The 13,847-nt window shown below is 46.8% G+C and carries 13 protein-coding genes; 6 read left to right on the forward strand and 7 right to left on the reverse strand.

Annotation, left to right across the window (positions count from 1 at the left end; translation table 11 throughout):
* Positions 1 to 27: 27 nt before the first annotated feature.
* From F3J29_RS20690 to F3J29_RS20705, 4 genes are read left to right on the forward strand one after another with little or no spacing between them, the layout of a single operon-like run.
* Positions 28 to 1,152: a glycosyltransferase family 4 protein gene (locus F3J29_RS20690; RefSeq protein WP_166868913.1), complete on the forward strand. Its 1,125-nt coding sequence runs from the start codon at positions 28 to 30 to the stop codon at positions 1,150 to 1,152.
* Positions 1,145 to 1,942 carry a lipopolysaccharide core heptose(I) kinase RfaP gene (gene rfaP / locus F3J29_RS20695; protein WP_166868915.1) on the forward strand — a complete coding sequence of 266 codons (798 nt, stop codon included), beginning with the start codon at positions 1,145 to 1,147 and terminating at the stop codon, positions 1,940 to 1,942. The genes F3J29_RS20690 and rfaP overlap by 8 nt, the downstream gene beginning before the upstream one ends.
* A gap of 43 nt (positions 1,943 to 1,985) precedes the next feature.
* Positions 1,986 to 3,008, forward strand: a complete 1,023-nt coding sequence (locus F3J29_RS20700; protein WP_166868917.1) for a glycosyltransferase family 8 protein — start codon at positions 1,986 to 1,988, stop codon at positions 3,006 to 3,008.
* Positions 3,009 to 3,050: 42 nt separating this feature from the next.
* On the forward strand, positions 3,051 to 4,052 hold the full coding sequence (locus F3J29_RS20705) for a glycosyltransferase (protein ID WP_166868918.1): 1,002 nt from the start codon (positions 3,051 to 3,053) through the stop codon (positions 4,050 to 4,052).
* 47 nt (positions 4,053 to 4,099) lie between these two features.
* On the opposite strand, the gene F3J29_RS20710 is transcribed toward F3J29_RS20705, so the two are convergent.
* The 7 genes from F3J29_RS20710 to rfaD are packed head-to-tail and all read right to left on the reverse strand — an operon-like array spanning position 4,100 to position 11,381.
* Entirely contained in the window at positions 4,100 to 5,044 is a 945-nt protein-coding gene (locus F3J29_RS20710) for a glycosyltransferase family 8 protein (RefSeq protein ID WP_166868920.1), read from the reverse strand.
* Entirely contained in the window at positions 5,037 to 6,098 is a 1,062-nt protein-coding gene (gene rfaQ / locus F3J29_RS20715; protein ID WP_166868922.1) for a lipopolysaccharide core heptosyltransferase RfaQ, read from the reverse strand. Before rfaQ ends, F3J29_RS20710 begins: the two co-directional genes overlap by 8 nt.
* Before the next feature lies 1 nt (position 6,099).
* Entirely contained in the window at positions 6,100 to 7,110 is a 1,011-nt protein-coding gene (locus tag F3J29_RS20720; RefSeq protein WP_166868924.1) for a glycosyltransferase family 2 protein, read from the reverse strand.
* Positions 7,103 to 8,395 carry an O-antigen ligase family protein gene (locus tag F3J29_RS20725; RefSeq protein WP_166868926.1) on the reverse strand — a complete coding sequence of 431 codons (1,293 nt, stop codon included), beginning with the start codon at positions 8,393 to 8,395 and terminating at the stop codon, positions 7,103 to 7,105. Before F3J29_RS20725 ends, F3J29_RS20720 begins: the two co-directional genes overlap by 8 nt.
* Positions 8,396 to 8,414: 19 nt before the next feature.
* On the reverse strand, positions 8,415 to 9,383 hold the full coding sequence (rfaC, locus tag F3J29_RS20730; RefSeq protein ID WP_166868927.1) for a lipopolysaccharide heptosyltransferase RfaC: 969 nt from the start codon (positions 9,381 to 9,383) through the stop codon (positions 8,415 to 8,417).
* Positions 9,383 to 10,432 carry an ADP-heptose--LPS heptosyltransferase RfaF gene (rfaF, locus tag F3J29_RS20735; protein ID WP_166868929.1) on the reverse strand — a complete coding sequence of 350 codons (1,050 nt, stop codon included), beginning with the start codon at positions 10,430 to 10,432 and terminating at the stop codon, positions 9,383 to 9,385. The genes rfaC and rfaF overlap by 1 nt, the downstream gene beginning before the upstream one ends.
* 16 nt (positions 10,433 to 10,448) lie before the next feature.
* On the reverse strand, positions 10,449 to 11,381 hold the full coding sequence (gene rfaD / locus F3J29_RS20740) for an ADP-glyceromanno-heptose 6-epimerase (protein WP_166868931.1): 933 nt from the start codon (positions 11,379 to 11,381) through the stop codon (positions 10,449 to 10,451).
* Between the two features lie 215 nt (positions 11,382 to 11,596).
* On the opposite strand from rfaD, the gene kbl reads away from it, so the two are divergent.
* Together kbl and tdh are read left to right on the forward strand one after the other, a co-directional pair.
* Complete coding sequence (gene kbl / locus F3J29_RS20745; RefSeq protein WP_166868933.1) at positions 11,597 to 12,793, forward strand: glycine C-acetyltransferase; 1,197 nt, start codon at positions 11,597 to 11,599, stop codon at positions 12,791 to 12,793.
* Between the two features lie 10 nt (positions 12,794 to 12,803).
* Complete coding sequence (gene tdh / locus F3J29_RS20750; protein WP_166868935.1) at positions 12,804 to 13,829, forward strand: L-threonine 3-dehydrogenase; 1,026 nt, start codon at positions 12,804 to 12,806, stop codon at positions 13,827 to 13,829.
* The last annotated feature ends 18 nt before the right edge of the window (positions 13,830 to 13,847 follow it).

The following is a 13,847-nucleotide window of genomic DNA, read 5'->3' on the forward strand; positions in this document are numbered from 1 at the left end:
CGGTTTAGGCCTCTCGGATATGAGTTCATGATCATTGCTTTTTGCTTATACAAATACTTTCCCTATGGTGGCCTGCAGCGCGACTTTATGCGTATAGCCCAAACCGTTGCTGCACGTGGGCATCATGTCAAAGTGTTTACCCAACAGTGGCAAGGGGAGCACCCTAAGCAGTTTGAAATCGTTCTTGTTCCGGTGACGGCTCGTACAAACCATGGCAGGAATGCACAATATCATCAATGGGTTGAGAACGAGTTGAAGGCGCACCCGGTCGATCGGGTTGTTGGATTCAACAAAATGCCGGGTCTCGATGTTTATTACGCGGCTGACGTCTGCTATGCCGAAAAGGTTGAGCGTGAAAAGGGCTTTTTCTACAAATTAACCGCCCGTTATCGACACTATGCACGGTTTGAGAAAGCCACATTCCAGCAGGGAAAAAAAACGCAGCTGCTGATGTTAACGCCAACGCAAATTGCTGATTTCAAAAAACACTATTTAACGGAATCCGATCGCTTCCATATTATGCCGCCGGGAATTTATCCGGACAGAAAGTACAGCAACCAGATTACAGACAGCCGGCGAGTGTATCGCCAGAAGAACGGCATTGATCCGCAGCAATTAATGGTGCTGCAGGTGGGCTCGGATTTTAAGCGAAAAGGCGTATCTCGCTCTCTGGAGGCAATAGCTGCGTTGCCGGAAGCCTTGCGTAAAAGAACGCGTTTTCTGGTTGTAGGGCAGGATAAACCAGGGCGTTACGAAGCGCAGGCGAAGCAGCTCGGCATTGCAGAGAACGTGCAATTCTTTTCCGGAAGGGATGACGTTGCCGAGCTGATGGCGACGGCAGATATTCTGATTCATCCTGCGGTCCAGGAAGCGGCAGGAATTGTACTGCTGGAAGCCATCGTTTCCGGGTTGCCGGTTCTGGTGACGGAAGTCTGCGGTTATGCCCACTATGTCGAGTCTGCCCAGTGCGGTAAAGTCATCCCAGAGCCGTTTAGTCAGGCGACGTTGAACCATGTCCTGCGCAATGCCTTAGAGAATGACGCGCTGCGTAATCAATGGGCCGAGCATGCGCGGCATTATGCCGACAGTGAGGATCTGTACAGTTTGCCTGAGAAAGTGGCCGATATTATTTTAGGTTGTGAACATGATTGAGCTTAAAGAGCCGTTTGCTACGCAATGGCGTGGAAAAGACCCTTTTGCTGAGGTTGTAAAGCTGGAGGGCGAAGTCTTCCGTGCCCTGGAATCTCGCCGGACGATCCGTTTTGAGATGGAAGGTAAAGGCTACTTTCTTAAGTATCATCGTGGCACAACGTTGAAAGAAATCGTAAAAAATCTGGTGTCATTGCGCATGCCCGTGCTGGGTGCAGACAGAGAATGGTATGCTATTCATCGGCTTAAATCGCTTGGCGTCGACACGATGAACGGCGTCGCGTTTGGGCAAAAGGGGCTGAATCCTTTAGAACGAACCTCTTTTATTATTACTGAAGATCTCTCGCCGACGATCAGTCTGGAAGACTATTGTGCTGATTGGGCCGCTAAGCCACCGAAGATTAGCGTGAAACGCGCCATTATCCAACGCGTGGCCGAAATGGTTAGAGGGATGCATCGAGGCGGTGTTAACCATCGGGATTGCTACATATGCCATTTCCTTTTGCATTTACCGTTTGAGTCGGCAGAAGCGCCGTTCAAAATCTCGGTGATCGATTTACACCGTGCTCAAATTCGTCGCGTCGTACCTCGCCGTTGGCGGGACAAAGATTTGATCGGCCTTTATTTCTCGTCCTTGAATATTGGCCTAACTTCACGCGATATTTATCGGTTCTTATGCGTCTATTTTTCTATGCCTTTGCGAGATATCATTAAAAATGAGTCGGCTTTGTTTGCTAGCGCAAGAGCAAAAGCACAGAAAATACAGAAAAGAACCATAAGAAAGTCATTATAATTTATTAAAAGTAAAAGCCCTGTAAGGTATGAGGCAGCAAAGAATGAAAATTGATTTCGATAAAGTGATGCTCAACAAGTTTATTATCGATCGCTCCGAGCATAAAAAAGAAAAAAAACTTAACATTGCTTATGGTATTGATCGTAATTTTTTGTTTGGCTCTGGTGTCTCAATAACCTCCGTACTTATAAATAATCCGGATATTGATGTTAATTTCTATGTTGTCACCGATTTCGTTGATGACGATTACATGGCTTGTGTAGAACGTTTGGCAGAAAAATATCATACGTCAATTACCGTCATTGTGTTCGATAACGAAGCATTTCGTAATCTCCCCAGTACTAAAGCATGGACGTATGCAATGTACTATCGATACTTTGCGTTTGAATATTTAAGTAAATACCTTGATTCAGTCCTCTATCTCGATGCCGATGTTATTTGTAAGGGCCCATTAGATGAATTGACGGATATACAATTTAAAGGCGAATATGCTGCGGTTATTCATGACATTGATGAGGTTCGTCTCAAATCAGGAACACGTCTTGGAATTCCTGAGCTTTCGAATGGGTATTTTAATTCAGGTGTTGTATTTGCGAACCTGGTACTCTGGAAAGAGAAAAAGTTGCTGAGTAGAGCATTTGATATCTTATTAGAAAGACAAGCCGAATTGCTTTACTTTGATCAGGATGTATTAAATATTCTGTTTGTGGGTAACACTATCTCATTACGTAGAGATTTCAACTGTATCTACGGTGTCGATCAGGAGTTAGTGAATAAAAACATTAATGATGATTATAAAGGTTTTATTACAGATGAGACCATCCTTATTCATTATGTTGGCGTGACAAAACCCTGGCACCGTTGGGCTAAATATCCAGTTTCTAAATTTTTCATGGCGGCATATGAAAAATCAACATGGTCAGAAAAAACATTGCTTAATGCAAATACGGCCAAGCTTTATAAACGAAAATCACGGCATGAAAGAATTCAACATAAGTATTTTCTCTCTGTGTTGAGCCATATAATGTACATCAAGAGCAAGCTTTTTGGTTCCAGCTTACGCTGAGTAGCATAAGCCGTTAATTTTTGTGTTAAAAAGGTATGTCAGATGAATTTTGATTGTCGCCAGGCTATAAAGGAAATTGTTGAATTTAACAATACACCTGCTGAATGTAAGTCACAGTTACATGTTGCATGGGGTGTAGATAAAAATTTCATGTTTGGTGCTGCTATCTCCATGACATCGGTATTGCAGAATAATCGTGATATTACCATTCATTTCCATCTATTCACTGACTATATTGATCAGGATTATAAGGCGCATGTTGCTGAGCTCTCCAGAACGTTCGCTACCAAAATCACGGTTTATCTTATTAATTCTAATGAACTGAAAACACTTCCGTTTAGTCATGCATGGTCTCATGCAATGTATTTCAGGTTCGTAGCGTTTGAGTATCTTGCTGAAGAAGTTGATGCTTTGCTCTATATTGATGCTGATGTTATGTGTAAAGGCTCTCTTCAGGATTTAATTGATATTGATTTTGAAGATAAAGTGGCTGCGGTTGTTAAGGATGTTGATGACAGTCCAGCCCGAAGAGTTGGTACTCCGGATTTTAATGAGGATTATTTTAATTCAGGGGTCATGTATACGAACCTTATTGCATGGAAACAATTCAACTTTCTCAATGCAGCATTTGAAATGTTGTTAGATAAAAAACAAAAACATTCATTTCCCGATCAAGATGTTTTGAACTTACTTTTTAAAGGTAAAGTTATTTTTCTGCCACGTATTTACAATGCAATTTATGGTATTAAACAAGAGCTAAAGAGTAAAGATATTAACCGCTATCGGGACTATATAAAGCCAGAAACTATTTTGATCCACTATGTTGGTGTTACTAAACCCTGGAATTCCTGGGCCAATTATCCTTCGGCGCAATATTTTACGAAGGCCTGGCAGGCATCGCCTTGGGCAAAAGTTCCTCTTATTGGACCAAGAACGCCTAAGCAATTTAAGAAAAAATCTCGTCATGAAAGACTGCAGGGAAAAATGCTGGCATCCATTATGAGCTATATCGGTTATCTTATCGCTAAGCTGAAAAGTAAATAGCAAAAAGCTCCCAGTTGGGAGCTTTTTATTTTTTAGCTATCCACGTTTTACTTACGCAGTTTGCTCTGCAAATATTTAATATACCAACCTGCGGCAGCCAGATAGTGTCCTTTACGAGCATGCTGTCGGGCATACACTCGATAATCTGTAGGTCTCATACGCGGCGCATACGAACGCAATGGGGCATTTCGCCATGGCGTAAAGTGATGATAGAAAGCATAGAGCTGTTGGGCCAGGCCTGTGTGCTCCCGGTACCATGGTTTCCTGCCACCGGTGAAGTGCACAATTTTAGGTGTGGTATCAGCGTGATAGAAAAATGTCTCTTTTTGTTCCTCAGTAAACCAGTTGAAGAGGAAGTTCCACTGGTTATCTATAAAGCGTACCTGGCCATCCATTGCAATATTTAAAGCATCCTGATCGAAATAGGGTAGCGTGTTACCTTTTTCGAATAATACCGTGTTTGCTTTATTTTCAACGTCATTTTCTATCCAGTTATTCACGTTGATATAAAGAAAGCCGGCGTTGAAATAATGCTTTGTTTTTAGGCCGAGGCGTTTGGCGTGCTTATCATCCTCGATATCGAGAGAGTCATGGCTGACTGCGCAGATAACCTCGCTGATATCGACATTATTTATGTCGCTGATATCATCAAAACACAGCGTGTCGGCATCAAGATAAATAAAATTATCAACCTTGCCCTGGAGTAGCCGGGGGACCGCAAGCCGCATATAGGTCGAGCGATTAAGGTGCTTGATGGCAAAATCACTGCTGTATTTCTCGATGGCTTCTTTTTCTATTTTGATCACCTGAACGTTATCACAGGTTGATTTAAGCTTTTCGATATCGTCATTGTTCACATCATAAACAAATACGTAAAATGCCAACTTTTGATACAGGTTGTTCATTTTTACGGAGATCATTGATGTTGCAACATATTCTAAATAGTTGGCATCGGTGCACCAGGCTACATTGATTATAGAATGATTAACCATCTATTTTTATCTCATTATTTTGTTCATTTTCATTTTTCAGTATAGCGTCAACAGCTTCAATAACCGCATGCTCGGGGATCCAGGAAAGATATTTTTGTGAACGATCTAAATCCTTTCTTTCAGGCATAGGATGGTAAGCACCGGCCCAAATCAGGGTGGCTTTATCTGACCAGGGCCTCCACTGTTTATAATTTGTGGCACCGAACAGGCAAACCTGAGGTGTATCGAGCGCCGCAGCCATATGCATTGGCGCTGAATCCACGCCAATATAAAGTGCAGCATGATCGATAAGTGCAGCTAGCTGTAAAAATGTGGTTTTTCCGGCAAAGCGAGTATCAGGCTTGGTAATACAGAGAGTAGCAATACGCTGCACCTGCTCTTGCTCACTGTGCGCCGGCCCGCAGGTTAAATAAACTTTCAATCCAGTTGCATGCAGATGGTTAATAACTGAAGCGAATTTATCCTCATCCCAACACTTAAACGACTGGCGTGCGGTAGGCTGAATGACAACATAGGGCTGCTGTTTTAACTCGGGCGCGAGGGCAAGCAATGCCTGAACGTCACTTTCGCGGTAATGCAGCTGCATCTGCGGCTTCAGGTCACTATCGGTAAAGCCGATGCCCTTCAGCAGAGACAGGTTTTGCTCAACAATATGAGTGCCCGTCATCGGCGTGACTCGCGTAAAGAGCCTGTTCCAGAGCTGTTTTTCTCGCTGAAAGGCGATGGAAGATTGGCCTAATGAGGCGATCAGCGCGCCAATAGGCCACTGTTCGGTCAGGTTAACAATCAGGTCGTAGCGATTTTTTTTGAGTTCGCGTCGCAGAGTGAGATAATTTTTGATGGTGGCGAACAGGCCGGGTTTCTTCTCGACCAGATAAAACTGATGAATTCTCTCATCTGCCGCGAGAATGGCTTTCGTATCTTTGTATAACAGAAAATCAATTTTTGCCTGCGGATAGCGGGCCTGCAGGCTCGCTATCACAGGGGTAGTAAGCAATACATCACCATAAAATTTGAGCTTACAAATTAAGATGCGATCTACTTTTTGAACCATCTTAACTTTCCTTGTGGGTGTTTTTTTTGCAAAACTTCAATAGCTGGTGACGGGTTCTGGAAATAAAGGTATCTACCCATGGATGTTTCATTTTATAGAGAACTTTTTTGTTAATAATGCTTTTATCACAATAGGCTATGGCTGTTTTTATATCGTGAAGCATTTGGGCATTGTAGGCATAATAGCCTTTCTTTTTGCGCACAATTTTGCGGCCTTCAAGAAAGCAGTTGACGATCATCAAGGTAGCAACGGAGCGCTTTTCTGGGTTGCTTTTGATATAATCACACATCTTTCTCATGGCGAAAAAGATATGCTGAGCGTCGCTTTCTCGTAGATTTTCTGTGATGCTTTGGCTATTTATCCGATAGTAATAGAGGTTAGCCTTAAGCTTTAAAATCTTACGGCACTTAAAGTACTGAAATGGGCTGAAGATAATGTCTTCGTAACGGCGATTGGCCTCGAACCTGTCCGTTCCCAGCAGGTCCCGGCGAAATATTTTGGTTACCAGATGCCATTGCGCTGCGCTGAACGTCGGCATTAACGGCAAACACTGAGCATCCTGTAGAATGAGTTCACTTCTCTCAATCTTCTCATTGCTGCTATGTTGAGAGGTATGCAGTTTTTCTTCATCTCTGGTTAAACTAAATTCGACAATGCCATATAGCTTTTCACGCAGAATGGGCAGTAAAAGCGTGAAGTAATCGGGACTGATCGTATCATCGCTATCAACAAACGCGATATATGTGCCGGCGGCAATATCCAACCCCCGGTTCCTGGCAACGGCGACACCCTGATTATTTTGATGAATAATTTTTACGTTTTTGCAGGATTCTGACTGATAAAAAGTAGTGATTTTTTCATCCGTGTTATCGGTTGAGCCATCATTAATAATGATAATCTCTACTTCATCGGTGAGTCCCTGTTGCAGCGATGACAGCGTCGAGATGATAAATTCGGCATTATTATACGTTGGAATAATAATACTCAGAAGGTAATCGTTTCTATCACTCATAGGACTGCTCTCTCATTGCACAAGGGAACAAAATGAAGGAAAAGCAAAGGGCCAGCATACTAATTAATGATTCCCCTTTAGAGTACAACACCATATCGTTCAAACCGTAAGCAATTATCGCGCCTGTCACTACCAGCAGCAGAGCATTTTTCTGCTTTAAAGCCACATAGACAGCTGTAGCGTAGAAAAGCAGTAGTAGTATCAGGCCAGGGAAACCTTTCAGGGAAAAGGTATCCATAACTTCGTTATGCAGATGAACATTCAGGTATAACAATGCGCCGCTTAATGAGGGATCGCTTTTTTCCAAATCAATTAACGTTGAGCTACGTTGTTCAAGTGATTCACCCCATGGCTTGAGCTTCCCCGTTTCAAGGCCAGCTTTCTGCATGGCGAATCTCGCCCCAATCGACGTATTACTGTTATCGCCCTGGTACGCGATAAGGTCGTTTTTAAATTCTATATAACGCTGTTCCAGGACCGGTTTTAACGGAATTAGCGCGGCGAGGCTCAGAATGACAAAGCTCGCAAATGCCCCAAAGAGTACTTTTCGTTTGTGGCGATAATTCAGCAGGAACAAGGCAACGCATAATACCGGATAGACCAGGATGGCTGCTCTGGTTTGTGTGGAAACAATGGCCAGCGCGGATAATGCAAAATGTATGAAATAGAAAGGAATAACTAAAATACCACGCAGGTTGAGTATTGCCTGCGATGCCAGGAGCGCAATAAACGTTAAGGCATACGCCGTGCCCGTCGCGAACTCAAAGCCTAGCGGCACCCTGTAGGCGAGAGGATTGGCACTCCCGACGGTATAAAGCTGATATCCAGCCCAGCAATAGAGTCCCAACCCTGTTGCGATAGTCACGTATTGTGCAATTCGGTCTTTGCAGAAGAATAGCGCGTGCCGGGAGCAAATCGCTGCAATCATAAAGGCGGAAAAAATTAAATTTTTACCCCCATTCTGGTAAGAGCGATAGGCGGCCGTAAAAGGTGAGCCCTGTTGTTTAAAGATTGCCACCCAAATAATTTGCATTAGCCCAAACGCAAAAATAGAGAGTGGTAGCATTAGTAATTTTTTATTTTTCAATAAGTTATGTCGATTATTGAAAATAACAGGAAATGAAAGGACGGTGCTGAAAATGAAGACCTTAACTGCCTGATCGGGATTAATAAGCACCGTAGCTAACGAAAGAAGACAACCCACAAGAAACAGGCCATCCACTACGGTGAAAAAGGCATCTTTTCTCTTGTTGTCATGTCGAGAAAAAATTGAGCTATCAGGCATAAGTATACTCTTGAAATAGTTATAGTATGTTCGACTGTTGAAGTAATTTTCGCACGTCGTTTGCTGATGTTGAAGCCATTATATGATCGCTATTTTTTAGTGCCCGCTGGTGTAAACCATACCCTCCAATCAACCCTGGATCAGTCGGTCCGTAAAGCGTCACATTTGGCCGGTCTAATGCTGCGGTAAGATGGCTTAATCCTGTATCAACAGAAACCACATATTTTGCTCCCGCCAGCACATGAGCAACCTCTTCGAGCGTCATCTTCGGCAACACTTCAACAAAAGCGAATCCCTCGGCCAGTCTCTTTGCCCTTGCCTCTTCATGTGGCGCTCCCCACGGAAGCTTAATGCGAATCCCCGACCCATCCAGCAAGCCAATTAGCTCGCGCCAGTGAGCCTCAGGCCAGTGTTTATCATCTCGTGTCGTCGCATGTAAGAATACGGCATATTGGCCGTTATCCGCGTTCAGATTGTTCAGGAAATGTGGAGCGATTGCATAATCGCCCTGGATTTGCGGCTTGCTATAACCCAGGCTTTTGGCAAAAAGCTCACGCACGCGTTCAACCGCATGCTGCTGCCTGGCCACGCTGTGTCTCACGTTGTAGAACAGGCTGGCCAGTGGCTCACGTGCGCTGCTCCAGTCCATGCCATGCTTGATGCCATGCGCTTTTCGGGTCACCAGCGCTGCGCTTTTTACCAGGCCCTGGGCGTCGATAATACAGTCATATTCTCTGGCCTTTAGTGCCTGATAGAATGCTTTGCGCTCGGTGCGGGTTTTAGATGCAAACCAGCTTTTCCGCCAGCGACGGATCGCTACCGGGAATACTTTATCCACGGCCGGGTGCCAGCTCGGGATCTGAGCAAAACCTTCTTCAACTACCCAGTCGAATTTGATAGTCGGGATGGCGTGCATCGCATCCGTCAGCGCAGGAAGTGAATGAAGCACATCGCCCATGGAGGACGTTTTAACAAGCAGAACACGCATCAGTCTTCCTTGCTGCTGGTTAGCAGTTCAGTCAGTGCAACCAACACGCTTTCTGGTGTGATATCGATCAGGCTTTGATGATAGCCCTCAGCGGCATCGCCTTTGCGTACTTTATGGTAGCCGCTCATCAAGCGAATGATTCTTGCTTTGTGGGAAAGTGGTGGCGTGAAATCCGGGCTGCTGGGGCCATAAAGCGCGACTAGCGGACGGTTGAGCGCAGCGGCTACGTGCATCAGGCCGGAATCATTGGTGACAACGCCCTCGCAAGCGGCAAGCAGTATCACGGCCTGTTCAAGCTGGGTATCCCCGGCAAGGTTGCGGCACCATGCCTGTTGCTCAGTGGTAAGGGCAGTAAGAATCTCTTTACCTGCGTCTTTATCCTTGGCAGAGCCAAAGAGCACAACCTGATAGCCAGCATCAATGAGTTTTGCCGCGAGCGCGGCGTAATGATAGTGCGGCCAACGCTTTGCAGGGCCGAACTCTGCTCCAGGACAGAAACCTATCATCGGGCGCTTTGGCTCAAGGTTAAAGGCAGCGCAAGTCTGTGCTTTTTCACCTTCACTAACATGTAGTTGAGGCCACAGCAGCGGCTGCGGAAGATCTTTGGCAGACTGCATTATGCCTTTTTCATAACCTAAGGCGACGTAGCGCTCTACCATCAATGGCCAGGCTTGTTTGTCCAACTTGCGGCTGTCATTCAGCAGGCCATAGCGCATCTCTCCCAGCCAGCCAGTGCGGTGAGGAATGTTGGCAAAAAAAGGGACCAGCGCGGACTTAAACGAGTTCGGCAAAACGTACGCATGGTCATAGCGTTTGTCCCGCAGGCTGTGTCCAAGGCGACGACGCTCTGCTATTTGCAACGCACCGTGGCCCAAAGGCATGGCGATGGCTTCGTTCACTTCTTGCATACGCGATAATAGTGGACGGCACCAGGCGGGTGCCATCACGTCAATGATCGCCTGGGGATAACGCGCCTTGAGCGTGCGATAAAGACTTTGCGACATCATCATGTCGCCCACCCATGACGGGCCAATCACCAGTATTTTCATGCTTTCCCTGTGCAGCTTATGCGTCGCGATTTAGCCATGTCATGTATTCCGCAACCCCTTCGGCTACGGTTTTGAACGGCTTGTCGTAACCTGCAGCACGCAGATTGGTTAAGTCAGCTTCGGTATAAGCCTGGTAGCGGCCTTTTAGCTTTTCCGGGAAAGGAATGTACTCGATGCTGCCTTTGTTGTGATACGCCAACGCTGCGTCTGCCACGGCCTGGAAGGATTCCGCACGACCGGTACCGCAGTTGAAAATACCGGACACACCGTTTTGCCAGAACCACAGATTTACGGCGGCGACATCACCCACATAAATGAAGTCGCGCTTAAAGCCGTCGCTGCCTTCAAACAGTTTTGGGTTCTCACCGTTATTCAACTGAGTATTGAGATGGAATGCCACGCTCGCCATGCTGCCTTTGTGGCCTTCGCGCGGCCCGTAGACGTTAAAGTAGCGGAAGCCGGTCACCTGGGAGTTCGCTTCTGGCAGGATCTGGCGAACATATTCATCAAAAAGGAATTTTGAGTAACCGTAAACGTTTAGCGGCTGTTCATATTCGCGGGATTCGATGAAATCCGCATTGCGCCCGCCGTAAGTGGCGGCAGAAGAGGCATACAGGAACGGAATTTCACGCTCCAGGCAGTAGTGCAGGATTTCTTTAGAGTACTGATAGTTGTTGTCCATCATGTACTTGCCGTCCCACTCGGTGGTGGAGGAGCAGGCACCTTCATGGAAGATGGCGTCGATATCACCGAATTCTTCCCCGGCCATAATTTGGATCAGGAAGTCTTCCTTATCCATGTAGTCAGCGATATCGAGATCAACCAGGTTAGCAAATTTAGTCCCATCCTTCAGGTTATCCACGACAAGAATGTCCCGGTAGCCTTGCTCATTCAGAGATTTAATAATGTTGCTGCCGATCATGCCGGCGCCGCCAGTAACGATAATCATAAGTTTAACCTTTAAAAAGTGGAGCTTTCAGGTCATAGACCTGATGCACTAATGGCTCTTATCATACCATTACAATTAAAGACCCGCCTAATGAGCGGAAGTTTTTCACCCTCGTGATTTATCCTGCAAAAATCATATTCCCTGAAGCGTAATCTCGTCTCCTGGTATAGGTTTGGGTAATATATGCCGAAATTTGCCATGCCTGGAGAATCGCGATGCGCGAAGATTTTTACCAACAGCTGACTTCCCAACTCGAAACCGCTCGAGCAGAAGGGCTTTTTAAAGAAGAACGTATTATCACCTCCGCCCAGCAGGCGGATATCACCGTCGCGGACGGTAGCCACGTTATTAACTTCTGCGCCAACAACTATCTGGGTCTCGCTAACCATCCGCAGCTGATTGAAGCGGCAAAGCAGGGGATGGATAAACACGGTTTTGGTATGGCTTCGGTTCGCTTCATTTGCGGTACTCAGGACAGCCATAAACAGTTGGAAAGCAGGCTGGCCGATTTCCTGGGAACGGACGATGCGATTCTTTACTCCTCCTGCTTTGACGCCAACGGCGGCCTGTTTGAGACGCTGCTTGGGCCGGAAGATGCCATCATTTCTGACGCACTGAACCATGCCTCAATTATCGACGGTGTGCGCCTGTGTAAAGCACAGCGCTATCGCTATGCCAACAACGATATGCAGGAACTTGAAGTTCGTCTGAAAGAGGCTCGCGCTGCTGGTGCTCGCCACGTGATGATCGCCACCGACGGCGTTTTCTCAATGGACGGCGTGATTGCCAACCTGCAGGGCGTCTGCGATCTGGCGGATAAGTACAATGCGCTGGTGATGGTCGATGACTCCCACGCCGTGGGTTTTGTAGGTGCCAATGGGCGCGGTACGCACGAATACTGCGATGTTATGGACCGGGTTGATATTATTACCGGCACGCTGGGTAAAGCGCTGGGCGGTGCTTCTGGTGGTTATACCGCAGGTCGCAAAGAAGTTATCGAATGGCTTCGCCAGCGTTCCCGTCCTTACCTCTTCTCAAACTCACTCGCGCCAGCCATTGTTTCCGCCTCTATCAAGGTACTGGAAATGCTGGCGTCAGGCGAAGAGCTGCGTGAGCGCCTGTGGTCCAATGCTCGTCTGTTCCGTGAAAAAATGAGCGCTGCCGGATTTACGCTTGCAGGTGCAGATCACGCCATTATTCCAGTGATGCTTGGTGAAGCGGTTGTGGCGCAAAACTTTGCGCGCGAGCTGCAAAAAGAAGGTATTTATGTCACCGGTTTCTTCTACCCGGTGGTGCCAAAAGGTCAGGCGCGTATTCGCACCCAAATGTCGGCGGCGCATACCCCTGAGCAAATTGAACGTGCGGTAGATGCGTTTACGCGCATCGGTAAGCAATTAGGCGTTATCGCTTAAGGGAGCGGTCATGAAAGCATTAGCAAAACTGAAGGCAGAAGAAGGCATCTGGATGACGGATGCGCCTAAGCCGGAGATGGGTCATAACGATCTGCTGATCAAAATTCGTAAAACGGCGATTTGCGGGACCGACGTCCATATTTACAACTGGGATGAATGGTCACAAAAAACTATTCCTGTTCCTATGGTTGTGGGCCACGAATATGTGGGTGAAGTGGTCGACATTGGCCAGGAAGTGAAAGGCTTTAAGATTGGCGACCGCGTTTCCGGCGAAGGGCACATCACCTGTGGGCACTGTCGTAACTGTCGCGGCGGGCGTACCCACCTGTGCCGTAACACCACCGGCGTGGGTGTGAACCGTCCCGGCTGTTTTGCTGAATATTTGGTTATCCCGGCATTTAATGCCTTCAAGATCCCGGACAATATCTCAGACGATCTGGCTTCTATCTTCGACCCATTTGGCAACGCAGTGCACACGGCGCTTTCATTTGACCTGGTTGGCGAAGACGTGCTGGTCTCCGGTGCCGGCCCTATCGGGATCATGGCTGCGGCAGTCGCAAAGCATGTTGGTGCGCGTAACGTTGTGATCACCGACGTGAACGAATACCGTCTCGAGCTGGCACGTGAAATGGGAATCACCCGCGCGGTCAACGTCAGCAAAGAAAGCCTGCAGGACGTGATGAGCGAGCTGGGGATGACCGAAGGGTTTGACGTGGGTCTGGAGATGTCCGGTGCGCCGCCAGCGTTTCGTACCATGCTGGATACCATGAATCACGGTGGCCGTATTGCGATGCTGGGGATCCCGCCGTCAGATATGTCTATCGACTGGACTAAAGTTATCTTTAAGGGTTTGTTTATTAAAGGTATTTATGGTCGTGAGATGTTTGAGACCTGGTACAAGATGGCCGCTCTGATTCAGTCTGGCCTGGATCTGTCCCCGATTATCACTCACCGCTTCTCAATTGATGAGTTCCAGAAAGGCTTTGACGCGATGCGCTCCGGACAGTCCGGCAAAGTTATCCTGAGCTGGGATTAATCATTAAACCAGAGGGCA

The sequence above is a fragment of the Enterobacter sp. Cy-643 genome (assembly GCF_011752815.1).
GTDB lineage: Bacteria > Pseudomonadota > Gammaproteobacteria > Enterobacterales > Enterobacteriaceae > Cedecea.

Bases quoted from the DNA above. Each gene is read 5' to 3' on its own strand.
- F3J29_RS20690 (WP_166868913.1), top strand. From the start codon at position 28: ATGATCATTGCTTTTTGCTTATACAAATACTTTCCCTATGGTGGCCTG.
- rfaP (WP_166868915.1), top strand. From the start codon at position 1,145: ATGATTGAGCTTAAAGAGCCGTTTGCTACGCAATGGCGTGGAAAAGAC.
- F3J29_RS20700 (WP_166868917.1), top strand. From the start codon at position 1,986: ATGAAAATTGATTTCGATAAAGTGATGCTCAACAAGTTTATTATCGAT.
- F3J29_RS20705 (WP_166868918.1), top strand. From the start codon at position 3,051: ATGAATTTTGATTGTCGCCAGGCTATAAAGGAAATTGTTGAATTTAAC.
- F3J29_RS20710 (WP_166868920.1), bottom strand. From the start codon at position 5,044: ATGGTTAATCATTCTATAATCAATGTAGCCTGGTGCACCGATGCCAAC.
- rfaQ (WP_166868922.1), bottom strand. From the start codon at position 6,098: ATGGTTCAAAAAGTAGATCGCATCTTAATTTGTAAGCTCAAATTTTAT.
- F3J29_RS20720 (WP_166868924.1), bottom strand. From the start codon at position 7,110: ATGAGTGATAGAAACGATTACCTTCTGAGTATTATTATTCCAACGTAT.
- F3J29_RS20725 (WP_166868926.1), bottom strand. From the start codon at position 8,395: ATGCCTGATAGCTCAATTTTTTCTCGACATGACAACAAGAGAAAAGAT.
- rfaC (WP_166868927.1), bottom strand. From the start codon at position 9,383: ATGCGTGTTCTGCTTGTTAAAACGTCCTCCATGGGCGATGTGCTTCAT.
- rfaF (WP_166868929.1), bottom strand. From the start codon at position 10,432: ATGAAAATACTGGTGATTGGCCCGTCATGGGTGGGCGACATGATGATG.
- rfaD (WP_166868931.1), bottom strand. From the start codon at position 11,381: ATGATTATCGTTACTGGCGGCGCCGGCATGATCGGCAGCAACATTATT.
- kbl (WP_166868933.1), top strand. From the start codon at position 11,597: ATGCGCGAAGATTTTTACCAACAGCTGACTTCCCAACTCGAAACCGCT.
- tdh (WP_166868935.1), top strand. From the start codon at position 12,804: ATGAAAGCATTAGCAAAACTGAAGGCAGAAGAAGGCATCTGGATGACG.